We start from the raw sequence: 22,092 nt of genomic DNA, 5'->3' as shown, positions 1-22,092 counted from the left end.
CCATCAGGACTCCGCCGCATACACCAACTGCCGTTGGTGCTTCAAAGCCAGCAGCACGACTTCGCTCTCCGAGTGGGCGTAAAGCACGATCTGCTGGCCGACGATGTATTCCCGCAATTGAGGTAGCCCGGCCTGTTCTGCCAGTTGCTGAACGGCGTTGGCTTTGAGCTTTGCCTGCGCGGATTTCGCCGTCAGGAACCGTGCAGGCCGGCCGCTGGCAGGAGACCACGCCAGAATCGCGATCATCTCGCGCAGGTCTGCTTTCAGCGCAGCCAGGCGCGCATCGGCGGTGTCTTCGTCCTGCGTCTGGAAGAAGCGGTAAGCCGCATCGAGGTTCGCCAGGAAATTCGGTGCGGCTTCGACCCTGGCGTTGGCGGGCAGCACCATCGTCAGGAGAGGGCCTTCAGCAGATCGTCGCTCGCTACCCGTTGCCCGGCCAGCAGCTCGCGCAAGCCGGTTTCGGCTTCGCCCAGCAATACCAGACTCGCGTGCTCTGCTTCCAGACGGTGGTAATAGTCGAGCTTCCTCGCATCGACGATGGCGACGTAGGCGGCACCGTTCTTGGTCAGCAGCTTCTCGGCACCGGCCACCACTTCATCGGATAGCTCGGTCAGGCGGGCGCGGGCCTCGCTGATCGGCACGACGTCTTGGGCAGTGAAGGCCATGGCAGCATCCTTTAACGAAAACCTTAACGCTTAATGTAGCAGAGGCCGTGGAGTCGCGCGCGAAGACGTCGGCTGCGCAGTCGCCTCAGTCGTCGCTCAGTCGTCATCCTCGTCTGCGTACGCCCACAGCTGGTGCGTGTCGAGCAGCAGGCGGTAGCGGGCTTCGAGCGCTTCGAGGCGGGTGGCGTTGGCGGCGAGGCGCGCTTCGTTGGCCTGGCGTTGCGCGAGCAGCACGTCGCCGAGTGCCGCTTCGCCGAGAGTGCGCGCACGCGCCATCAGTGCCGCTGCCTGTTCCAGGCGTTGCGCGGCGTCTTCGCTGCTCTGCCAGCCGGCGTAGGCGGTTTCGACGGCTGCCAGCGCGCCCGAGATTTCGGCGTTCACCTTGGCCAGCGTTGCCGCTTCGCGTTGCGCGGCAACCGAGGCCAGCGCGCCTTCGCGCTGGGCGTTGGCCGCGCGCGCGCCGCCGGGCAAGGGGATGCTCAGCGTCAGGCCGCTGACGCGTTCCTCGCCACCGCGGTCGGAGCCGACGTGCATGCCGACCGTCGGGTCGGGCGTGCGTTCGGCGTCGCTGCGGTTGGCGAGCAGGCGTGCTTGCTGCGTGCCGGCGCGGGCGAGGCGCAGTTCGTGGTTTTCCTTGAGCAGGTGTTCGCGCCATTCGCCGATATCGCCGGCGAGCGGCTGCGGCTGCGCGGCGGTCGGCGGCGTTGCCGGCAGAGTGATCGCCGGGAAGCGGCTGCGCAGTTCGGCGGCGGCGACGGCGGTGCGCCGCCGGGCCTGCTCGAGCGCGGCCTGCGCCTGCGCGGCGGCGGCTTCGGCCTGCATCAGTTCGAGGCGCGCGCCGTCGCCGAGCGCCACCCGCCGCGCCGTCGCTTCGCGCTGGCGTTGCAGCGATTCGCTCTGCCGTTGCCACTGGCGCGCCGTGTCGCTTTCGCGCAGCCAGTTGAACCAGGCGGCGAGCAGGCTACGCGCGGTTTCGTGCATGGCGTCGGCGTGGCCGACCTTGGCTTGCGCGACGCCCTGCGCGCCGATGGCGGCGTCGAGCGAGGCCTTGCCCGGCAGGCGCAGCGGGCGTTCCAGCGCGGCGCTCCATTCGCGGTAGCGTTGCGCGGCCGCGTCACTGGCATCGATGCGGCGCTGCTGGTTGCCCAGGCGCACCGCCCATTCATAAGGCCCAGCTTCAAGAGCGCGGCGCCGCGCGGCTTCGGCGTCGATCGTCGCCAGCGCGCCGAGCACTTCCGGCGCCTGGTGGATGGCGGCAATGGCCTGCTCGGCCGGCGGCAGTTCGCCGGGATAGCTGCTGACGCTGGCGGTGGCGCTGCTCGTGGCGGTGGCCGTGAATGGCCCGCCGGCCGGATCGGTGGGATGGGCGCTGGCGCTGAACGCCAGCGCCAGCGTCAGGGGCAGCAGGCGGTGCAGGTGGCGGGGCATCATTCGAGTCTTCCGTAGGCGAGCAGCGGCGTCACCCAGTAGGTGATCTCGGCGCTCGGCAGGCGTTCGCGCAGCGCGTCGAGAATCCGCGGCGTGTCTTCGTTGGCCATCAGCAGCTCGAACTTGACGCGTTGCGCACGGCCACGCACGTGCTCGCTGACGCTGGTAAAGCCGACGCGCGAACCATGCGCATCGATCGCGTGCGTGCCGAAGCGGCGGACGATGTCGTCCTGTTCGAGCAGCACGTCGCTGATCATTTCACCGACTTCGTTGGCGGCGACGAGACTCAGGCAGACGTCGGGCTGTTTCATGGGCGTTCTCTCACAGCGTTGCCGCAGGGGCTTTGGCCGCCGGCGCCTCGCCGAAGCGGCGGTAGAGGATCGGCAGCAGCAGCAGCGTCAGCGCGGTCGAGCTGACCAGCCCACCGATGACGACGATCGCCAGCGGCCGCTGGATTTCCGAGCCGGGGCCGCTGGCAAAGAGCAGTGGCACCAGACCGAAGGCGGCGATCGACGCCGTCATCAGCACCGGCCGCAGCCGACGGTGCGCGCCGGCGACGACCACCTGCGCCAGCGGCATTCCCTGTGCGCGCAGCTGGTTGAAGTAGGTGACCATGACCACGCCGTTGAGCACGGCGATGCCGAGCAGCGCGATGAAGCCGACCGACGCCGGTACCGACAGGTATTCGCCCGAGACGAGCAGCGCGAAAACGCCGCCGACCATGGCGAAGGGGATGTTGGCGAGCACCAGCCCGGCCTGGCGCAGCGAGCCGAAGGTCGAGAACAGCAGCAGGAAGATCAGCGCCAGCGCCACCGGCACGACGATCGCCAGTCGCGCTGCGGCGCGTTGCTGGTTCTCGAACTGGCCGCCCCAGACGATGCTGTAGCCCGGTGGCAGCGGCAGCTTCGCGCTCACCGTGCGTCCGGCTTCGGCGACAAAGCCGACCAGATCGCGGCCGCGCACGTTCGACTGGATGACGACGTAGCGCTGTGCGTTTTCGCGGTCGATCTTCACCGGCCCGTCGACGCGCTCGATCTTCGCCACCTGCGCCAGCGGCACCGTGCCGCCACCCGGCGTGGCGACGCGCAGCGTGCTGAAGGCTTCGACGCCACCGTCGGCACCGTCGCCGCGGATGGTCAGCGGCGTGCGCCGGCCCGGCTCGATCACCAGACCGACCGGCTGGCCTTCGACCAGGCTTTTCAGCGATGACTGCAGCGCGTCGACATCGAGGCCGAGACGACCGGCGGCGAGGCGGTCGACGGCGACACGCAGGTACTGCACGCCATCGTTGCGCAGCGTGAACGCGTCCTCGCTGCCCGGCGTTTCCTTGAGGATGGTTTCGATTTCGGTGGCGAGGTGGTTGAGCGTGTCGAGGTCGGGACCGAACACCTTGACGGCAACGTCGCCGCGCACGCCGGTGAGCATTTCGGCGATGCGCATCTCGATCGGCTGCGTGAAGCTGACGGTGATGCCGGGGAAGTCCTCCATCACGCGGCGCAGTTCGTCGCCGAGCCATTCCTTGTCCGGCTTGCGCCATTCGGCGATCGGCTTGAGCACGAGGAAGGTGTCGGTCTGATTGAGCCCCATCGGGTCGAGACCGAGTTCGTCCGAGCCCGAGCGGGCGACGATGCGCTTCACTTCCGGCACGCGCTCCATGATCGCGCGCTGGATGCGGCTATCGATGTCGATCGTCTGCGCGAGGCTCACCGACGGCAGCTTTTCCAGCTGCATGACCATGTCGCCTTCGTCCATCGTCGGCAGGAAGGTCTTGCCGATCAGCGTGTAGGCGCCGCCGGCGGCGAGCGCCAGCAGCAGCGTGCCGATGACCATCTTGCGCGTGTTGGCGAGCGCCCAGTCGAGCGCCGGCACGTAGGCGGCGTTGAGCTTGCGGATCAGCCACGGCTCGTGGTGTTCGCCGCGTTTCATGAGCAGCGCGGCGAGCACCGGAATCACCGTCAGCGCCAGCAGCAGCGATGACGACAGTGCGAAGACGATGGTCAGCGCCACCGGGATGAACAGCTTGCCTTCGAGCCCTTCGAGCGTGAGCAGCGGCACGAAGACGATGATGATGATGATGATTCCCGAGGCCACCGGCGCGGCCACCTCGCGCACCGCGCGGTAGACGACGTGCAGCAGCGGCAGCTTGCGCGTGGCGCCCGGCTGCGCCATCGTCGATTCGACGTTCTCGATGATCACCACCGCCGCGTCGACCAGCATGCCGATGGCGATGGCCAGACCGCCGAGGCTCATCAGGTTGGCCGACAGGCCGAAGGTCTGCATCAGGATGAAGGTGCCGAGAGCCGACAGCGGCAGGATGGCGGCGACGACCAGCGCCGCGCGCAGGTTGCCGAGGAAGGCGAGCAGCAGCACGACGACGAGGACGATGGCTTCGATCAGCGCCTTGCTCACCGTGCCGACGGCGCGCTCGACCAGATTGCCGCGGTCGTAGAGCGGTTCCAGCGTCACGCCGGGCGGCAGCGTCGGCGCGATCTCGGCGAGCTTGGCGCGTACCGAATCGACCACCGCGCGCGCGTTGGCGCCACGCAGGCCGAGCACCAGCCCTTCGACTGCCTCGCCCTGGCCGTCGCGGGTGACGGCGCCGTAACGCGTGATGCTGCCGATGCCGACCTGCGCGATGTCGCCGATGCGCACGATGCCGCGCGTTCCTGTGCTGGATTCGGCGCTCTTGACGACGATCGAGCGCACGTCGTCGAGCGTGCGGATGGCGCCTTCGACGCGTACCAGCAGCGTTTCCTCGCCTTCGCCGATGCGCCCCGAGCCGTCGTTGCGGTTGTTGTTTTCGAGCGCGCGCTTCAGATCGTCGAGCGTCAGTCCGCGCGCGTTGAGCGCCGCCGGGTCGGGCTTGACCTCGAAGGCGCGCGCGTAGCCGCCGAGCGAGTTCACATCGGCGACACCGCGCAGCGTGCGCAGCTGCGGGCGGATCGTCCAGTCGAGCAGGGTGCGCTTCTCTTCGAGCGAGAGCGGCCCTTCGACGGTGAACATGTACATCTCGCCGAGCGGCGTGGTGATCGGCGCCAGCCCGCCGGTGGCCTGCGCCGGCAGGTCTTTCCACACGTTGCCGAGGCGTTCGGCGACTTGCTGCCGCGCCCAGTAGATGTCGGTGCCGTCCTCGAAATCGATGGTGACGTCGGTCAGCGCGTACTTGGCCACGGCGCGCAGGATGCGTTGCTTGGGGATGCCGAGCATTTCCTGCTCGATCGGCGCGGTGATGCGCGTCTCGACCTCTTCCGGCGTCATTCCCGGCGCCTTGATGATGATCTTGACCTGCGTCGTCGACACGTCGGGGAAAGCGTCGATCGGCAGCTTGTTGAAGGCGACGACACCGGCGCCGATGAGCAGCGCCGTCAGCACCAGCGTCAGCAGGCGCTGCGTCAGCGAAAATTCGACCAGTCGGGCGAGCATGCGCTTACTTGCCGCCGGCAGGTTTGGCTGCGCTGTCGGCCGCTGCCGCCTTGCTCTCGGCGCTGTCGCGCAGCACGCTCCAGGCGCTCTTCAGCGACGAAAGGCCGCGCGTGGCGATGCGCGTCTGCGCATTCAGCGCCGGCGACTGCAGCAGCACGTAGTCGCCGGCCTGACCGACGGTATTCACCGGCTGCGCGCGGAAGCCTTCGCCTTCGGCAACGAAAACATAGGTGAGCGAATCGATGCGCGCCAGCGCTGTCTGCGCGACGCGGAACACCTTGCCGGCGTCGCCTGCCGCCGGTGCTCCGCTGCTCACCGGCACATCGATCGACGCTTCGACCATCTGCCCCGGCGACAGCCGGTCGGCACCCTTGTCGAGTTGCGCGCGCACCGTCACCGTCTGGCTGCCGGCGCCGATCTGCCGGCCGACGTTGATGATCCGGCCGCTGGCGCTACTGTTGCCAGCAGCGCCGCTGACCGCGACGTTGACCGCCAGCCCTTCGCGCAGGCTGGCGGCGAGCGATGCCGGCACCTGGATTTCGAGCCACAGCGGCGACAGCCGGCCGATGCGGAACAGCGGTGCCGCCGCGTCGACGCGCTGGCCGGTCTGCACCGTCTGTTCGAGCACCACGCCGGCCATCGGCGCGGCGATCAGCACCTCGCTCGGCAGCCGGCGCTGTTGCGCCAGCGACGTCAGCGCGGTGTCGGAAACGCCGGCCAGGCGCAGTTCCTCGCGCCGTGCGGCGAGGCCGACGCTGGCCTGCTCAAAGGCCGAACGCGTCGCCTGCACACGCGCTTCGGCGATGATGCCTTCGGCAAAAAGCTGTTCATCGCGGCGTGCTGCCTGCGTCGCCAGCTGTGCGGCCTGCGCCGCCTGCAGGTAGTCGCGTTCGGCGCCGAGCAGCGCCGGGCTGGCCAGCCGCGCCAGCGTCTGCCCTTTCTTCACGCTCTGCCCGGCGGCGACGTCGATGGCGACGACCATGCCGGCGAGCGGCGCGGCAACGACGCGCAACTGTTCGTTCGGCACGCGCACTTCGGCCGGCAGGCCGGCGGCGAGTCCGGCGCCGGCGCGCGCCAGCGTTTCGGTTTCGATGCCGAGCGCCTTCGCCTGCTGCGCGGAGATCGGCAGGATCGGCGTCGGCGTTTTCTCGGCGGCGAAGGCCGCACCGGCGGTCAGGCACAACGGGCAGAACAGGGCGGGCAGCAGCAGGCGGAGCAGGGGGGGCAGGGTGAGTTGCATGGCATCCTCGGCGAAAGGCCGGCGCAGTCTAGGCGAGCCAGCTTAAGTGCGACTTAAGGAAGCCGCCGCTTAGTCACGCGACGCGGCGAGGGTGGCTGCGCGGTCTGCCGGGTAGCAGTGTTTCGGGCTGCCTGCTGGATTTGCGCTTGCGGGGCTACGGCGTCGCTTGCACGCGCGGCGAAGTGCCGTTGGTCTGCGCGGCGCGACGGCCCTGTCTCAGCGCAATGCGGCGAGAAAGGCGGCGCGCGCCGCCGCCAGCTCGGCTTGCCGGTCTTCGCCGACGAGCGCCTGACATTTTTCGTAGAAGGTGTCGAAGGCCTGCATGACGGCGGCAGAGGCTGGTGCCGTGGCCGATGGCGCAGCCGCGCCTGCGCCATCACCGAGCGGCTTGAGCACGGCGTACTTGGGAATCAGGCGCTGCCCATTCTTGCCGCTGCCGATCATCGGGCCGCTTTTGACGTACTCCTCGCCTTCGTACTCGAAGCGGGCGCCCAGGGGGAGAAGGTGAATTTTCATGGCTGTCTTGCGCTGTTGTGGGGGGGCGGTCAAGGCACGGCTGACGCCGTGCCGTCATGATGCCATCCGTACCGCTGGCGGGGCTCGAATTCGCGCAGCGGCAGCGCGCTGACAATCGACGCGTCCGCTATGGCAGTCGGCCGAGGCATGGCCGATAATTGCCGAATGACTATCGACATCATGCGACGGGCATCTCTCAAGACGAAGGTGACGGTGTTCACCCTCGGCATATTTGTCCTGGGTATCTGGACGCTGTCCTTTTACGCCAGCCGCGTGCTGCGCGAGGATATGGAGCGAGGGCTGGGGCTGCAGCAGTTTGCCGCGGTCAGCTTCGTCGCCAGGGCGATCAACGAAAGCCTCGACGAACGCTTGCGCGCGCTGGAGTCGGTGGCCAAGAAGATTCCACCGGCGACGCTGGCGGACAAGGCTGCACTGCAGGCTTTTCTCGACAGTCAGAGCGTGCTGCAGATGCTTTTCAGCGGTGGCGTGTTCGTAACGCGCCTCGATGGAACTGCGGTCGCCGAATTGCCACGCTCGAATGGACGTATCGGGAGCAACTTCCTCGACCGGGAAACCGTTTCAGCCGCGCTCAAGGAAGGGCGCTCTTCAATTGGCCCGCCGGTGATCGGCAAGCTGCAGCCGACGCCGGTGTTCGGTGGCGCGGTGCCGATTCGCGATGTCTTCGGTGACGTTAACGGCGCTCTGGTCGGCGTGATCTCGCTGCAGAACGCCGCGTTTCTCGACCACCTGACGGAAATACGCTACGGCGAGGGCGGTGGCTTCTTTCTCGTGGCGCGCAAGGAGCGCCTGATCGTGACCGCGAGCAACAAGGACCGGATCATGCGAACGCTGTCGCCGCCGGGCGCCGTGCCGGCGATCGACCGCTTTATCGACGGTTACGAGGGGACGCAGATCTACGTCAATCCCTTCGGCGTCGAGGTGATTGCCTCGGCCAGGCGCCTGACGGCCGTCGATTGGGGCGTTTCGGTTTCCATCCCCACCGCGGAGGCGTTCGCACCGATTCGCGACATGCAGCTGCGCCTGCTGATCGCGACCGTATTCCTGACGCTGCTTGCTGGCGTGCTCACCTGGTGGATGCTCAAGCGACAGTTCTCGCCCTTGCTGTCGACGGCAAAGATGCTCGCCCATCTTTCGGCGACCGAGCAGACGCCAAAGGCGCTGCCGATCGTCAGCGAGGACGAGATCGGCGAGCTGATCGCCGGTTTCAATACCCTGCTCGCCGATATCGCGCAGCGCAAGAACGCCTTGCGGACGAGCGAGCAGCGGCTGTTTACCATCCTCGAAAGTGTCGATGCCTTCATCTACCTGAAGGACAAGGACGGGCGCTACCTCTTTGCCAACCGGCGGGTGCGCGATCTTTTCGGCGCGAGCATGGAGGAAATCGTCGGCAAGGGTGACGAGCATTTCTTCAGTGCGGACGCAGTTGCCGGGATTCGCGCCAACGATGCGCAGGTGCTGCGCGACGGCGTCACGCTGCGCTCCGAGGAAACGAGCACCAGTCTCGAAAGCGGTGGCGAATCGACGTATCTCAGCGTCAAGCTGCCCTTGCGCAACGAAGCCGGCGAAATCTATGCCCTGTGCGGTATTTCCACCGACATTACCGCGCGCAAGACGCTGGAGGACCAGGTTCGCCAGCTGGCCTTCTACGATGTGCTGACCAGTCTGCCCAACCGCCGCCTGCTCGAGGATCGCCTGCAGCGTGCCGTTGCGGCGAGCCGCCGTTCAGGTGCGCTCGGTGCGCTGATGTTCGTCGACCTCGACAACTTCAAGCCGCTCAACGACCGCTATGGGCACGAGCTCGGAGATCTGTTGCTGATTGAAGTGGCCAGACGCCTGCTGGCCTGCGTGCGTGAGGTCGATACCGTCGCCCGCTTTGGTGGCGACGAATTCGTGCTCATGCTCAACCAGCTCGCCGCCGATCCGGCGGCGGCCAGGGCGCAGGCAGCAGGTATTGCCGAGAAGGTTCGCGCTGCCGTGTCGGCTCCGTATCTGCTGAAACTCGGTCAGACGGAGACGCTTGTCGAGCATCGCTGTACGGCGAGCATCGGCGTCGCCTTGTTTGATGGTCGTGAGGCGGATCGGGAGGGCGTTCTGAAGCGGGCTGACAAGGCGATGTATCAGGCGAAGGAGCGCGGGCGCAATCTCGTTTGCTTCGACGAGTCGCCATTGGCCTCCGCACGGCGGGGAGATGCGCCGGGCAATCTCGTGCAACTGGTCTGGCATCCCGCCTATGAGTCGGGTAACGCGGTGATCGACGCGCAGCACCGTGCGCTGATCGACGAGGTCAACAATCTGCTTGCTGCGATCATCGCCGGTCCGACACACGACGCGGTGGCGGCACTGATCGATGCACTGCTGGAAAGTGCTGCCCGGCACTTTGCCGATGAGGAAGCGATCATCGCCGCGGCAGGCTTCCCGGGCGCTGAAGAACATGCGGCCCTGCATCGTCAGTTTCTGGAGGGCAGCAGCCGGCTGGTCGACAGCTTTCGCGCCGGCAAACTTGGCCTCGGCGAGCTGTTCCAGTATCTCGCGCACGAGGTGATCGCCCGGCACATGTTCCAGGCCGACCGCGAGTTCTTCAAATACCTCGCTGAACGGCGCTGACCCTCGGCGGCCCTTTTGCCGCTGTCCGCGCCGCTCCTTGCGCGTGACCCCGCGCGCGGGGCGTCGCGCCAGTGTCTGGTTTTTTTGAGTCCGGAGAGCATTGCCCGGGCGGCTTCTCGGCAGACACGCAGGGGCCTTGAATGGCTCGTCGGCGCGGCTTGGTCGAACGTCATTGCAGTTTGCCTTTCGCGGCTCGCCGGGCTAAAGTCGCCGGGGTCGCCGTGAATCTTCCGGCCTGCCCGAGCTAACTGTATGACGCCACTAGAAAACACACTGGTATTTTTTCTCCTGGTCGCGACCAGCGCTTTCTTCTCTTTTTCGGAAATTTCGCTGGCTGCTGCGCGCAAGCTCAAGCTCAGGCAGCTGCGCGACGAGGGCGATTCGCGCGCGCTCTGCGTTCTGGCGCTGCAGGAGCAGCCGGGACATTTCTTCACCGCCGTACAGATCTGCGTCAATGCGGTCGGCATCTTTGCCGGCGTGCTTGGCGAGGGCGCCTATGCGCCGCTGCTGTCGCGCTTCTTTTCCGGTGTCGCCAGCCCGGAAACCGCAGCGCTGCTCGGATCGGCGTTTTCCTTCCTGCTGGTGACGGCCACCTTCATTCTGCTCGGCGATCTGATTCCGAAGCGCATCGCCATCGTCGCGCCGGAGGCCATCGCGCTACGCATCGCACCGGCGATGACGCTCTGTCTCAAGGTGTTGCGGCCGCTGATCTGGGTGTTCAATGGCGCAGCCAGCCACATCCTGCGCCTGCTTGGGTTGCCATCGGCACGGCCCGAGGACATCACGCCGGAAGATATCGTCGCACTGACCAACGCCGGCGCCGAGGCCGGTCTGGTGGCGCGTCAGGAGCAGTTGCTGATCGAAAACGTGTTCGAACTCGAAACGCGCACCGCGCCGTCGACCATGACGGCGCGCGAGAGCATCGTCTGGCTCGACCGACACGCGAGCGAGGACAGCATCCGCGCCAGGATCAGCGCGCATCCGCACGCCAAGTTCCCGGTGTGCGCCGGCAGCATCGACCGCATCGTCGGCTACGTCGATTCGAAGGACATTCTCAGCCGTCTGCTCAACGGCGAGGTGCTCTCGCTGCGTGGCGACGGCCTCCTGCATAGCGCTCTGATCCTGCCGGAAACGCTGACGCTGGCCGAGATCATCGAGCAGTTCAAGGTCATGCGCGAGGACTTCGCGCTGATCATCAACGAGTACGGTCTGACCGTCGGCCTGATCACGCTCAACGACGTGACCTGCACGCTGATGGGCAACTCGCTGCTGGCGCCTGCCGACGAGCAGATCATCCAGCGCGACGCGGATTCCTGGCTGGTCGACGGCATGACGCCGGTCGGCGATCTCGAACAGCGGCTGGCGATCGGGCCGTTTCCGGACGATGATCGTTACGAAACGATTGCCGGTTTCATGATGTACATGCTGCGCCGTGTGCCGCGGCCGACCGAGAGCATTGAGCATGCGGGCTTCAAGTTCGAAGTGATCGACATCGACAATCACAAGATCGACCAGTTGCTGGTTACGCGCCTGCCGACAGAAGACGCGCTGTCGCTCGCGGACGCAGCCTCGCAGCTCCAGGAGTAAGCCGGGCACCGCTCGCCGGCGGTCGCCGCGCGAGGGGCGCCGCCTAGTAGCGGAAGAGGTCGACAGCCTGCCGCAGCTGATCAGCGGTGCCGGCCATCGCGCGCGCGGTATCGGCAACCTGACGGGTGGCTTCGCTGTTGTCGTCGGAGGCGCGCGCGATCTTTTCGACCTCGCCGGCGATCATGCTGCTGGCCGTCTGCTGTGCGTCGAGCGCCGTGGCGATTTCCTCGATGTCGGTGATCAGACCGCGTGTTTCTTCGGCAATGCCGATCATCGTCTGTCGTGCCTGCTGCACCACCTCGATGCTGGTGCGTGCGCGCTGCGAGCCTTCGCTCATGCGCTCGACCGCCGTGCCGATGCCACTCTGGATCTGCGTGATCATGCCGGCGATCTCGTCGGTCGAACTGGCCGTGCGTTCGGCAAGTTTCCTCACCTCGTCGGCAACGACGGCAAAGCCGCGCCCCTGTTCGCCGGCACGTGCCGCTTCGATCGCCGCGTTGAGTGCGAGCAGATTGGTCTGGTCGGCGATCTCGCGGATCGAGCCAACGATGGTCGAAATGGCGTGCGAGTTTTCGCCCAGCTGGTTGATCGATTCGGCCGTCTGCTGCACGTCCGCGGCAAGTTGTTCGACGACATTGGCGGTGCGCAGGATTTCCTCGCTGCCGGCGGTGCACGATTCGCCGGCCCCCGCCGCCCGCATGCGCGAGGAGGCCGAGGTGGCCGCCATCTGCGCGATGCCGGTGCTCATCTCCTCGACCGTGGCGGCGACCGAGGTGACGGCGGCGCTTTGCTCCATGCTGGCGTCGGCAATGTTTTCCATGCTGCCGCGCAACTGCGCTGACGAGCTGGCGACTCTTCCGGAGATGTCATGGATGCTGCCGACGGTGCTGCGCAGCTGTTCCTTGGTTGATTCGAGCGAACGCAAGAGTGCGCCCAGTTCGTCGCGCCGCGCGCTGCTTGCGGCAACGGCGAGATTGCCCTGGCCCAGTTCGGCGAGCGCCTGCTTCGCCTGCGCGATGCCGGCGCGCAGCGAACGGCCGAAGATGATGTTGACGACCAGCGTCGCCAGGCAGGAAACAAGGAAGGTCGCCAGCAACAGCCACATGCTCTGGCGGACACCGGCGGCGGCATCATTTTCCACCTGCGCCTGCTCGGCGGTGCTGAGCGCGACGGTTTCGTCGATCGCCTTGCGGTGTTCGGCGTAGAGCGCGTCAAGATACTGACGCGTTCCTTGCGCGGCGTAATACTTGCCGGCCCGGATTTCCGGCAGATACTGGGTGTCGACCAGTTCGTAGAACTTGCGCACCGGCGTGTCGGCGCGCTCGAGGAAAGCGGCGCGCAGCGCGTCCGGCAGCGTTTGCTCAAGCCAGAAGCGATGACGGGTGTCGTAGTCCTTGCGCAGCTCTTGCAGCTTCTTGATCAGCGCTTCCTGCTCGCCGGCATTTTCCGGGTCGCCCAGCAGCAGGACGATGAGGTAGGACTCGATGATGTAGTTTGGCGGCGGCAGGATGTCGGCGACGAGGTCCTTGTAGAGCACGATTCGTGCGTATGCCGGGCCGCCAACCTTGGCTTCGTTCAGCGTTTTCCAGGAGCCGAAGCCGAACAGGGTGAAACCGGTAATGAGCGCCAGCGACAGGAGGAGCAGCTGGATGCGCAGCGGAAAGCGGGTCATGGCGGAGTTCCTGATGGACGCAAGGCGGTGTTATTTTGCGGATCGGCCGCAGCTCAGGCGCCCGGCTGATTCTGAATCTCGCCGGTTTGAGCGTCGATCTTGGTATCGGTTGCATTAGCATTGTAGTATTTTTAAGCAGTTTTGGCGCAATTGTCCTTATTGAGTTTTGTGCGGGGGTCGCCAGCACTGCGCTGGCAGCTGAGAGCATTGCCGAAATGCCTGATGAAAATTCCCGGACCATTCTGCTTTGGCTGTCTTTTCGCCGACAGCGACGATGCTTACAAGGAAGTCGCCGGCGGCTTTATGATGCGCATTCTTCGGTCCCCGCCATGGCTGGGCGGGGCTATCAAACCTGCAGGATTCGGGTGCCTGTGACTGACGTCAATAAGCAAGAAATCAAGCCTTTGCCGGTGCCGGGCCGGACGCCGTCAGCGGAGGCCGGCGCATGAGCGGGCTCGCTTTCGCGCCGCCGCGCTTCGCCGTCGACCGCGCCGCGCTCGTCGCCCGGCTACGTGCCGTACTGCCCGACAGCGCGCTGCTGGTCGAGGAGGAGGCGCTGCGTCCCTACGAGTGCGACGGGCTGACCGCCTACCGGCAGCTGCCCTTGCTGGTGACGCTGCCGGAAAACGAGGCGCAGGCGCAGGCGATCCTGCGCGTCTGCCACGAGCTCGGCGCGCCGGTGGTGCCGCGTGGCGCGGCGACCGGGCTCTCCGGTGGCGTGCTGCCGCATCCGGACGGCGTCGTCGTCTCGCTGGCGCGGCTGAAGAACATCCTCGCCATCGACCCGGCGACGCGCACCGCCGTCGTCCAGCCGGGCGTGCGCAATCTCGCCGTGTCGCAGGCGGCGGCGCCTTACGGCCTCTACTACGCGCCCGATCCCTCGTCGCAGATCGCGTGCACCATCGGTGGCAACATCGCCGAGAATTCGGGTGGCGTACATTGCCTGAAGTACGGGCTGACCGTGCACAACGTGCTGCGTGTGCGCGGACTCACCGTCGCCGGCGAGATCGTCGAGTTCGGCAGCGCCGCGCCCGACGCGCCGGGCTACGATCTGCTCGCCGTGGTCAACGGCTCCGAGGGGCTGCTGGTGCTGATCACCGAGGCCACCGTGCGCCTGACGCCGAAGCCCGAACTGGCGCAGGTGGCACTCGCCTCCTTCGCCGACGTGACGCGCGCCGGCGAGGCGGTAGCGGCGATCATCGCCGCCGGCATCCTGCCGGCCGGCCTCGAAATGATGGACAAGAAGGCGACGCACGCCGTCGAACCCTTCGTGAACGCCGGCTACGATATGGACGCCGAAGCGTTGCTGCTGTGCGAGTCGGACGGCACGCCGGAAGAGGTGGCCGAGGAAATGGCGCGCATGCAGGCGGTGCTGGCAGCGTCTGGCGCCACCGCCATCCGCGTCTCGCAGAACGAGGCCGAGCGGCTGAAGTTCTGGGCCGGGCGCAAGGCGGCGTTTCCGGCTGTCGGCCGCATCACTCCCGACTACCTGTGCATGGACGGCACCATTCCGCGCCATAGCGTCGGCCGCATGCTCGCCGCCATCGCCGGGATGGAGCGGCGTTACGGGCTGCGCTGCGCCAACGTCTTCCACGCCGGCGACGGCAATCTGCATCCGCTGATCATGTACGACGCCAACCAGCCCGGCGAGCTCGAGCGCGCGCAGGCCTTCGGTGCCGAAATCCTCGAACTCTCGGTCGAGTTCGGCGGCACCATCACCGGCGAGCACGGCGTCGGCGTCGAGAAGGTGACGCAGATGTGCGCGCAATTCACGCCCGAAGAACTGGCGCTGTTCGAACGCCTGAAACGCGCCTTCGACCCGGCCGGTCTGCTCAATCCGGGCAAGGCCATTCCGACGCCGGCGCGCTGTCGCGAATACCGGCTGGCGCGGTCGGCCGCCGATGCCGCGCCGCCGGCCGGGGAGGCGTACTGATGGACGCCATCCTCAATCGCTGGTGCGAACGCGTGCGCGCGGCGCACGCCGACAGTCGCCCGCTCAGCCTGCACGGCTCGGGCAGCAAGGCCTTCTACGGCCAGCCGGCGGCCGGCGGCGGCGAGCCTTTCGACACGCGCGAATACCGCGGCATCGTCGCTTACGCGCCGAGCGAACTGGTCGTCACCGCGCGCTGCGGAACGCCGCTCGCCGAACTCGAGGCGGAACTCGCCGCCCGGGGCCAGATGCTCGCCTGCGAGCCGCCGCATTTTGGCCCTGGTGCCACCGTCGGCGGCATGCTCGCTGCAGGCCTGTCCGGGCCGCGGCGCATGCAGGCTGGCGCCGTGCGCGATTTCGTCCTCGGCGTGCGCCTGATCGACGGCGAAGGCCGCCTGCTCGCCTTCGGCGGTCAGGTGATGAAGAACGTCGCCGGCTACGACGTTTCGCGCCTGCTCGCCGGCAGTCTCGGCACGCTGGCGCTGATCGCCGAGGTGTCGCTGAAGACGCTGCCCGTATCCTTCGCCGAACTGAGCCTGCAGCTCGACATGCCGCAGCGCGAGGCGCTGGCGCGGCTGGCGACGTGGAATGCGCAGCCGCTGCCGATTTCGGCGGCGGCCTGGGCCGATGACTGTCTTTGGCTGCGCCTGTCCGGTGCCGCGGCGGCGCTGACGGCGGCGACGGACAGACTGTGCCGTGAGGCAGCGGCCGCCGGTTTCCCGGCACGCGTTGCCGACGCCGCACTGGCGAACGCTTTCTGGCAGAGCCTGCGCGAGCAGACGCACCATTTCTTCACCGCCGCGCGCGGTGCCTCCGGTCAGTCGCAGTCGCTGTGGCGGCTGGCGCTGCCGCCGACGGCGCCAGCGCTGGCCGACGGCGGTTATGGCCTGAGCGACGAAACGCTGATCGAGTGGGGCGGGGCGCTGCGCTGGCTGCGTGGCGGCGATCCCGACGCCATCCGTACCGCCGCCGCCGAAGCCGGCGGCCACGCGACGCTGTTTCGCGGCGACGCTGCCTTGCGTGCCGCGGTCGGCGTTTACGCGCCATTGCCACCAGCGCTGGCGGCGATCCACCGTCGCGTCAAGAACGCCTTCGATCCGCACGGGGTGTTCAACCCCGGCCGCCTTTACCCGGACATGTAGGCATGCAGACATCTCTCGCCGACTTCATCCGCGATTCGAGCGCCGGCAGCGAGGCCGACTCGATCCTGCGTACCTGCGTGCATTGCGGTTTCTGCACCGCCACCTGCCCGACCTATCAGCTCTTCGGCGACGAGCTCGACGGCCCGCGCGGGCGCATCTACCTGATCAAGAACCTGCTCGAAGGCGGCAGCGCCGGCGCGCGCACGCGCCGGCACCTCGACCGCTGCCTGAGCTGCCGTTCCTGCGAAACGACCTGCCCCTCGGGCGTCGATTACCACCGCTTGCTCGACATCGGCCGCAACGTGCTCGATGCGCGCCTGCCGCGACCGGCGGCGGAGCGCGCGCGGCGTTTCGTCGTCCGCGAGACGCTGGCGCGCCCCTGGCTGTTCAAACCGGCGCTGGCGCTCGGCCGGCTGGCCAAGCCGCTGTTGCCGCCAGCGCTGGCGGCAAAGATTCCGTCCGCGACAAGTGCTGCCGCGGCGGCGTGGCCGACGCCGGGGCGCCACCGCCGGCGCATGCTGGCGCTCGCCGGTTGCGTGCAGCCGACGCTGACGCCGCAGACCAATGTCGCCGCCGCGCGCGTTCTCGACCGGCTCGGTGTCGAACTGTTCGAGGCGCCGGGTGCCGGTTGCTGCGGGGCCTTGCGCTACCACCTTGACGCGCAGGCGGCGGCGCTCGCCGACATGCGCCGGCTGATCGACGTCTGGTGGCCGTGGGTCGAGCGCGGCGAGGTCGAGGCCATCGTCGTCACCGCCTCGGGCTGTGCGGCGCACGTCAAGGAATACGGCAGGATTCTCGCCGACGATGCGGCCTACGCCGAAAAGGCGGCGCGGGTATCGGCGCTGGCGCGCGATCTGTCCGAGGTGCTGATCGGTGAGCACGAGCCGCTCTCCGCGCTGCTGAATGCGGCTGCCGCGAATCGTTCGCAGCGGCCGGATGCGGCGGCCACTGCGCCTCGTGCGCGCGTCGCTTTTCATTCGCCGTGCACCTTGCAGCATGCGCAGAAGCTCGGCGGCGTCGTAGAATCGCTGCTGGTTGCCGCCGGCTACGAGTTGTTCCCGGTGGCGGACTCACACCTGTGCTGCGGCTCGTCGGGCGCCTATTCGCTGTTGCAGCCGGCCATCGCGACGCGTCTGCGCAGCGACAAGCTGGCAGCGCTCAACGAAGGCGGGCCGACCGTCATCGCCACGGCCAATGTCGGCTGCCAGAACCATCTGGCCGCGGGCACGCAGACGCCGGTGCGGCACTGGATAGAGTTGATAGCAGACCGTCTCGACGGCTAACTTTTGGGGTGTCGGCAACGACGCCCCTTCATCGGAATCGCGCAATGAGCATCGACCAGGCGCTACTCGCCACCTTGTCAGAAGACGAGAGCCGCAAGGCGGCCCGGCTCTTTGAAAAGGGCCTCCTCATCCCGCCGCAGCCACGCGTGCTGCAGGATCTGGTTCGCCTGGTCAACGAGGGCAATCACGGCCTGCGCGTGCTGGCTGCCAAAATCGCCGAAGACCCCGGCCTGACCGCCGTCCTGTTCAAGGCGGTGCAGAGCCCCGCCTATCGTGCGCATCAGCCTTTTTCTTCGGTCGAGCAGATACTGCAGACGATCGGCATCCAGCAGACGATCAATCTTGTTCGTGCCGCGGCGCTTTCGTCGCAGGCGGCCGGTAACCGCAAGCTGCAGTCACTGGAGGCGTTCTGGGCGCGTTCGCAGGCAGTGGCGCAGATCGCCATGATCATTGCCGACGAGCGCGTCTCGGTCTGCAACATCTTTCCCGATCAGGCCTATCTCGCCGGCGTTTTCCATGACTGTGGTGTCGCCCTGCTGATGCAGCGGTTCAGTACCTATTGCAAGACGCTGCGCCTCGACGAGCCGGGCCACTGGCCCAATCTCGCCGAGGAGGATGCGCGTTTTTCCGCCGACCATGCGGTGGTTGGCTATCTGGTGGCCTTGCACTGGAAGCTGCCAGGCTTTGTCTGCGACGCGATCCGCTTTCATCACGATTTCGCGCGCATGGACGACCACGATGCGCGCACCATGGTCGCCATCCTGCAACTGGCCGTGCACATCTACAGTCGCGATTCGCTGGTCGCCAATCCCGAGTGGGAAACGGTGCGCGAGGCGACCGCGGCCGAACTCGGCATTCATGAGGACGCCTTGCCCGAGTTCATCGACATCGTTCTGGAGCGTTATCACCACAGCTGAGCGACGCCGGCGGGCGCGAAGATTCGTGGGTTTTGCCGCAATTCAGCGGCGATTGGGGGGCGGCAATGTCTGCAGAGAGCAGGACGACGGCAGCGGCGACGCCGTCAGGCAACGAAGATCGGCGCCGGAATCTGCGCTTGCGCGCAACTTTCGATAGCGCCGTACTGATGATCGAGCCCTTCTTCGACAACCGCCAGGGCTGGGGCGGCGCTTCGCTCGAGCACATGGCCTTCCACGTCCTGCGCGAGAACTACCCCGAGCTCGAAGCCGAAGAAGTCCACGCCCTGATCGTTGCCGCGCGCCGCGTCTTTGCCGAGCGCGGACATTCGGGCGAGCAGGCGCTTGGCTTGCCGGGTGCCTAGAGGCGAGCGCGGCGGGCGGCAGAGGCGTGCCACCGGCACGCTTGCGCAGCGCTGCGTGCACGTTGCTCTGCGCACTGTGGGCGACTTCTCCGCCGTGCCTTCCCTTTGACCGCTGTCCGGACTGCCATGCCGATTGCCCTCGACGCCTGTATCGCCCAGCATCGCGGAGACCGCCGCGAGCAGCAGGATCGCGTCGCGCTGCTGCCGCATCCGCGTGGCGGCGGCGTCGTTCTCGCTGCGCTCGCCGACGGCATGGGCGGACACGCTGGCGGCGCGCTCGCCGCGCAGCAGGTGATCCACACCGCGCGCAACAACCTCGAGCGTTTTGTGGCGCGCAGCGAGCCGCCATTGGCCTTGCTCGGCGCGAGCATCGCCGAGGCGCACATGCTGATCAAGGCGTCGCGCTTCATCAACGAAAAGGATCCGCACAGCACGGCGGTGCTGCTGCTCCTGCAGCCGGGGAAGGCGAGCTGGGTGCATTGCGGCGACAGCCGCCTGTACCGTTTCCGTGGCGAGCAGCCGCTGTTTCGCAGCGCCGATCATTCTTACGTCGCCCAGTTGCAGCGGCAGGGCAAGATCAGCGCCGCGCAGGCGCTGGTCCATCCCAATCGCAACATCCTGCTCACTTCGCTGGGGGGCATCGAGGCGCCGACGGTCGATCGCGGCGAGAGCGCCGATCTTCTCGCCGGCGACAGTTTCCTGCTCTGTTCCGACGGGCTGTGGGCGTACTTCGACGATGCCGAACTGGGCGGCATGATCGCCGTTTCGTCGGCGCGTCAGGCTTGCGAAACGCTGCTGGCGATTGCGCGTGAGCGCGGCGCTGGCGAGGGCGACAACATCTCGCTGGCGATCCTCAAACTGGTGGAAACGCCTGCGCAGTCGGTGGGCGGAGCACGCCGCGCCACGCCTTGAAACCTTGAACCGGGATTGTGAGAAATCGCCTGCAGAGCCAGCGCCTGCTGTGCCGGCGCTGCAGGCTAACGCCGGCCGGGACCGCCGAGCAGCGCGGCAACGACGCGGCGCGGCCGCAGCGGATTGTCGCTCTTGCCGTCGCCGCTGGCCGCCGCAGTGCTCGCTGGCGTTGCCTCGCCGGATGCGGGAGACGACTCATAGGGCTTGCTGAAGTCGAAACCGTCGGCGGCAATGGTCGAGCCCTGCCGGCTGCGGTTCGGCGCGCGTTCGCCGCTGCGCTCGGGCGCCCGCTCATGCGGACGTTCGCGCTGGAAGCTTGGCCGCTCTCCGCGCGCCGGACGATCTTCACGGCCCTCGCCAGCCGCGGCATGCGGTGTTGGCGGCAGGCGGCGCAGCCCGCTTTTCTTGCGGCCGCTCGGCGGGTATTCCCAGTCGGTCTCCGGCTCGAAACCGGGAACCGCGACCTGTTCGACCTTGATGTTGATCAGCTTTTCGATGTCGACGAGGTACTGCACTTCGTCGGCAGCAACCAGCGACACGGCGGTGCCCTTCTTGCCGGCACGGCCGGTGCGGCCGATGCGGTGTACGTAGTCTTCGGGCGTGTGCGGCAGCTCGAAATTGATGACGTGCGGCAGTTCGTCGATGTCGAGGCCGCGCGCGGCGACGTCGGTCGCCACCAGCACCATCACCGAGCCGTTCTTGAAGGCTTCGAGCGCCTTCATGCGGTCGAGCTGGCTCTTGTCGCCGTGGATCGCGTCGGCGGCGATGTTGGCACGCTGCAGGTCGCGCGCCAGGCGCGCGGTTTCCAGCTTGGTGCGGGTGAATACCAGCACCTGTCCGAACTCTTCCGAACGCAGCAGGCGGATGAGCAGCGCGCGCTTCGACAGGGCGGCGACCGGGTGCACGCGGTGCGTGATCGTTTCCGAAACCGTATTGCGCTTGGCCACTTCGACCAGCACCGGCGACTTCAGCATGGTGTCGGCGAGCTTCTTGATTTCTTCCGAGAAGGTCGCCGAGAAGAGCAGGCTCTGCCGCTGCTGCGGCAGCATGCCGAGGATGCGCTTGATGTCGGGGATGAAGCCCATGTCGAGCATGCGGTCGGCTTCGTCAAGGACGAGCGCCTGCACGCTGCCGAAACTGAGCACGCGGTGTTCGACGAGGTCGAGCAGGCGGCCGGGCGTGGCGACGAGCACTTCGATGCCGAGACGCAACTCGGCGATTTGCGGCTTGATGTCTACACCGCCGTAGGCGCACAGGCTGCGCAAGGGCACGTACTTCGAGTAGCTCTTCACCGACTCGTGCACCTGGATTGCCAGTTCGCGCGTCGGCGCGAGGATCAGCACGCGTACCGGATGTCGCGCGGGCGAGGGGCTCGGCGTCGCGAAGGGGAGGATGCGCTGCAGCAGCGGCAGCGTGAAGGCAGCTGTCTTGCCGGTGCCGGTCTGCGCGCCGCCCATCAGATCCTGGCCGGCGAGCACCAGCGGGATCGCCTGCGCCTGAATCGGCGTCGGCTCGGTGTAGCCCTGTTCGGCAACGGCTCTCAGGAGTTCGGGCGCTAGCCCGAGTTCGTCAAACCGCATGGGCCGAGCCTTTTAAGTAGTGTTTGATCAATAACATGAGGGCGGGATTATACACTCCCGGGCCGGGCCCGGCGGCGTAATCGTGGTGTCCGCTGGGCACCGCTGTTCCGCCAGGGAGCGGGGGTTTTGTCATTGCCGGGCATGCGTCCGCAGTTGCGACGATCTCGCTGGCTCAGCGTTTCTCGCTGTCTGCGGCTGGCTTGTCGCTCGGTACCGCTGCCCGCTGTTCGCCCTCAGCGGCGCCCTTGTCGGCCGCGGCAGCAGCGTTGCCGCCTTCGGCAGGTGGTGCCGGTTTTGCCTTCTTCTTCTTGCCGGTTTCCGGAGGTTGCGGCGGCGGCAGTTGCGGCGCGATCGTTTCCAGATTGTTTTCGCGCATGTAGGCGTCCATGTCACGCCAGCCTTCGAAGATCGGCGCTTTCGGCAACCACGAGTAGATCGAGTAGCAGTCTTCGATGGCGCGGCCCGATTGACGGCAGGCGCCGCCGACCGCCTTGCCTTCGGCTTCGTTGCGCGCAGTCTTGGCCGCCGGATCTTCCAGCCCGAGTTTCTGCTGCACCTGATCGCAGCCGGCAATGCTGCCCAGCGCTACCAGCAGCAGGGCTGTTGCGAAAGGGCGCAAGCGCCTCGAAGAATGCGGCCGGTCAAACACGGGGGGCGAAGTCCTGTCGTCGATATGCGCAGCATTTTACCCACAAACGGCGGAGCCGGCGCTCCCCGGCTGCAGTGCGGGCGCATGGTCAAGCAGTCCGTCGCCGGGCGGGGTCTGCCGAGGGGACTATAATCGCCGCCTGTCCGTTCTTGAGGAGTTCC

Annotated in this window: 18 protein-coding genes; 8 read left to right on the top strand and 10 right to left on the bottom strand. The window is 67.2% G+C overall.

Annotated features, from left to right (window positions below; all coding sequences use genetic code 11):
* Positions 1 to 3 precede the first annotated feature (3 nt).
* The 7 genes from GGD90_RS10880 to GGD90_RS10850 form a co-directional block, all read right to left on the bottom strand.
* Positions 4 to 387, bottom strand: a complete 384-nt coding sequence (locus GGD90_RS10880) for a hypothetical protein (RefSeq protein ID WP_153116772.1) — start codon at positions 385 to 387, stop codon at positions 4 to 6.
* Positions 388 to 389: 2 nt separating this feature from the next.
* Complete coding sequence (locus GGD90_RS10875) at positions 390 to 665, bottom strand: type II toxin-antitoxin system Phd/YefM family antitoxin (protein WP_153116771.1); 276 nt, start codon at positions 663 to 665, stop codon at positions 390 to 392.
* A 96-nt stretch (positions 666 to 761) separates the two neighbouring features.
* A complete protein-coding gene (locus tag GGD90_RS10870; protein WP_153116770.1) occupies positions 762 to 2,096 on the bottom strand; it encodes a TolC family protein in 1,335 nt (444 codons plus the stop codon).
* Positions 2,093 to 2,404, bottom strand: coding sequence for a DUF3240 family protein (locus GGD90_RS10865; RefSeq protein ID WP_153116769.1), 312 nt, complete (start codon positions 2,402 to 2,404; stop codon positions 2,093 to 2,095). The genes GGD90_RS10870 and GGD90_RS10865 overlap by 4 nt, the downstream gene beginning before the upstream one ends.
* 10 nt (positions 2,405 to 2,414) lie before the next feature.
* Positions 2,415 to 5,516 carry an efflux RND transporter permease subunit gene (locus tag GGD90_RS10860; protein WP_153116768.1) on the bottom strand — a complete coding sequence of 1,034 codons (3,102 nt, stop codon included), beginning with the start codon at positions 5,514 to 5,516 and terminating at the stop codon, positions 2,415 to 2,417.
* A 4-nt stretch (positions 5,517 to 5,520) separates the two neighbouring features.
* The gene (locus GGD90_RS10855) at positions 5,521 to 6,756 is read right to left on the bottom strand and encodes an efflux RND transporter periplasmic adaptor subunit (RefSeq protein ID WP_153116767.1); all 1,236 of its coding nucleotides are present in this window, start codon (positions 6,754 to 6,756) and stop codon (positions 5,521 to 5,523) included.
* Between the two features lie 216 nt (positions 6,757 to 6,972).
* Positions 6,973 to 7,272 (bottom strand): hypothetical protein, encoded by a 300-nt coding sequence (locus GGD90_RS10850; RefSeq protein WP_153116766.1) that lies wholly within the window; start codon positions 7,270 to 7,272, stop codon positions 6,973 to 6,975.
* A gap of 165 nt (positions 7,273 to 7,437) precedes the next feature.
* Between GGD90_RS10850 and GGD90_RS10845 the strand changes: the two genes are divergently transcribed.
* The gene (locus tag GGD90_RS10845; RefSeq protein WP_184415111.1) at positions 7,438 to 9,897 is read left to right on the top strand and encodes a diguanylate cyclase domain-containing protein; all 2,460 of its coding nucleotides are present in this window, start codon (positions 7,438 to 7,440) and stop codon (positions 9,895 to 9,897) included.
* A gap of 252 nt (positions 9,898 to 10,149) precedes the next feature.
* Entirely contained in the window at positions 10,150 to 11,484 is a 1,335-nt protein-coding gene (gene paeA, locus GGD90_RS10840; RefSeq protein WP_153116764.1) for a polyamine export protein PaeA, read from the top strand.
* A gap of 43 nt (positions 11,485 to 11,527) precedes the next feature.
* Here the strand turns inward: paeA and GGD90_RS10835 are convergent, their stop codons facing one another.
* Complete coding sequence (locus GGD90_RS10835; protein WP_153116763.1) at positions 11,528 to 13,156, bottom strand: methyl-accepting chemotaxis protein; 1,629 nt, start codon at positions 13,154 to 13,156, stop codon at positions 11,528 to 11,530.
* Positions 13,157 to 13,601: 445 nt separating this feature from the next.
* On the opposite strand from GGD90_RS10835, the gene GGD90_RS10825 reads away from it, so the two are divergent.
* From GGD90_RS10825 to GGD90_RS10800, 6 genes are all read left to right on the top strand, one after another.
* Entirely contained in the window at positions 13,602 to 15,089 is a 1,488-nt protein-coding gene (locus tag GGD90_RS10825) for an FAD-linked oxidase C-terminal domain-containing protein (protein ID WP_153116761.1), read from the top strand.
* On the top strand, positions 15,089 to 16,228 hold the full coding sequence (gene glcE / locus GGD90_RS10820) for a glycolate oxidase subunit GlcE (RefSeq protein WP_153116760.1): 1,140 nt from the start codon (positions 15,089 to 15,091) through the stop codon (positions 16,226 to 16,228). Before GGD90_RS10825 ends, glcE begins: the two co-directional genes overlap by 1 nt.
* 2 nt (positions 16,229 to 16,230) lie before the next feature.
* Entirely contained in the window at positions 16,231 to 17,511 is a 1,281-nt protein-coding gene (gene glcF / locus GGD90_RS10815; RefSeq protein WP_153116759.1) for a glycolate oxidase subunit GlcF, read from the top strand.
* Between the two features lie 44 nt (positions 17,512 to 17,555).
* The gene (locus GGD90_RS10810; RefSeq protein WP_153116758.1) at positions 17,556 to 18,428 is read left to right on the top strand and encodes an HDOD domain-containing protein; all 873 of its coding nucleotides are present in this window, start codon (positions 17,556 to 17,558) and stop codon (positions 18,426 to 18,428) included.
* 65 nt (positions 18,429 to 18,493) lie between these two features.
* Positions 18,494 to 18,790: a hypothetical protein gene (locus GGD90_RS10805; protein WP_153116757.1), complete on the top strand. Its 297-nt coding sequence runs from the start codon at positions 18,494 to 18,496 to the stop codon at positions 18,788 to 18,790.
* Between the two features lie 126 nt (positions 18,791 to 18,916).
* Positions 18,917 to 19,702: a PP2C family protein-serine/threonine phosphatase gene (locus GGD90_RS10800; RefSeq protein WP_153116756.1), complete on the top strand. Its 786-nt coding sequence runs from the start codon at positions 18,917 to 18,919 to the stop codon at positions 19,700 to 19,702.
* A gap of 65 nt (positions 19,703 to 19,767) precedes the next feature.
* On the opposite strand, the gene GGD90_RS10795 is transcribed toward GGD90_RS10800, so the two are convergent.
* Positions 19,768 to 21,282, bottom strand: coding sequence for a DEAD/DEAH box helicase (locus tag GGD90_RS10795; protein ID WP_153116755.1), 1,515 nt, complete (start codon positions 21,280 to 21,282; stop codon positions 19,768 to 19,770).
* Positions 21,283 to 21,454: 172 nt separating this feature from the next.
* Positions 21,455 to 21,901, bottom strand: coding sequence for a hypothetical protein (locus GGD90_RS10790; RefSeq protein WP_221227737.1), 447 nt, complete (start codon positions 21,899 to 21,901; stop codon positions 21,455 to 21,457).
* Positions 21,902 to 22,092 lie beyond the last annotated feature (191 nt).

Source organism: Rhodocyclus tenuis (assembly GCF_014197755.1).
GTDB classification, from domain to species: domain Bacteria; phylum Pseudomonadota; class Gammaproteobacteria; order Burkholderiales; family Rhodocyclaceae; genus Rhodocyclus; species Rhodocyclus tenuis.
This window is presented reverse-complemented; position numbering and strand designations above follow the sequence as displayed.

What these genes read in the sequence shown, in the direction of transcription:
- GGD90_RS10800 (WP_153116756.1), top strand. Translation starts at nt 18,917, where the DNA reads ATGCCGATTGCCCTCGACGCCTGTATCGCCCAGCATCGCGGAGACCGC.
- GGD90_RS10850 (WP_153116766.1), bottom strand. Translation starts at nt 7,272, where the DNA reads ATGAAAATTCACCTTCTCCCCCTGGGCGCCCGCTTCGAGTACGAAGGC.
- GGD90_RS10875 (WP_153116771.1), bottom strand. Translation starts at nt 665, where the DNA reads ATGGCCTTCACTGCCCAAGACGTCGTGCCGATCAGCGAGGCCCGCGCC.
- GGD90_RS10880 (WP_153116772.1), bottom strand. Translation starts at nt 387, where the DNA reads ATGGTGCTGCCCGCCAACGCCAGGGTCGAAGCCGCACCGAATTTCCTG.
- GGD90_RS10845 (WP_184415111.1), top strand. Translation starts at nt 7,438, where the DNA reads ATGACTATCGACATCATGCGACGGGCATCTCTCAAGACGAAGGTGACG.
- GGD90_RS10805 (WP_153116757.1), top strand. Translation starts at nt 18,494, where the DNA reads ATGTCTGCAGAGAGCAGGACGACGGCAGCGGCGACGCCGTCAGGCAAC.
- GGD90_RS10835 (WP_153116763.1), bottom strand. Translation starts at nt 13,156, where the DNA reads ATGACCCGCTTTCCGCTGCGCATCCAGCTGCTCCTCCTGTCGCTGGCG.
- GGD90_RS10810 (WP_153116758.1), top strand. Translation starts at nt 17,556, where the DNA reads ATGAGCATCGACCAGGCGCTACTCGCCACCTTGTCAGAAGACGAGAGC.
- GGD90_RS10795 (WP_153116755.1), bottom strand. Translation starts at nt 21,282, where the DNA reads ATGCGGTTTGACGAACTCGGGCTAGCGCCCGAACTCCTGAGAGCCGTT.
- paeA (WP_153116764.1), top strand. Translation starts at nt 10,150, where the DNA reads ATGACGCCACTAGAAAACACACTGGTATTTTTTCTCCTGGTCGCGACC.
- glcE (WP_153116760.1), top strand. Translation starts at nt 15,089, where the DNA reads ATGGACGCCATCCTCAATCGCTGGTGCGAACGCGTGCGCGCGGCGCAC.
- GGD90_RS10860 (WP_153116768.1), bottom strand. Translation starts at nt 5,516, where the DNA reads ATGCTCGCCCGACTGGTCGAATTTTCGCTGACGCAGCGCCTGCTGACG.
- GGD90_RS10855 (WP_153116767.1), bottom strand. Translation starts at nt 6,756, where the DNA reads ATGCAACTCACCCTGCCCCCCCTGCTCCGCCTGCTGCTGCCCGCCCTG.
- glcF (WP_153116759.1), top strand. Translation starts at nt 16,231, where the DNA reads ATGCAGACATCTCTCGCCGACTTCATCCGCGATTCGAGCGCCGGCAGC.
- GGD90_RS10870 (WP_153116770.1), bottom strand. Translation starts at nt 2,096, where the DNA reads ATGATGCCCCGCCACCTGCACCGCCTGCTGCCCCTGACGCTGGCGCTG.
- GGD90_RS10825 (WP_153116761.1), top strand. Translation starts at nt 13,602, where the DNA reads ATGAGCGGGCTCGCTTTCGCGCCGCCGCGCTTCGCCGTCGACCGCGCC.
- GGD90_RS10865 (WP_153116769.1), bottom strand. Translation starts at nt 2,404, where the DNA reads ATGAAACAGCCCGACGTCTGCCTGAGTCTCGTCGCCGCCAACGAAGTC.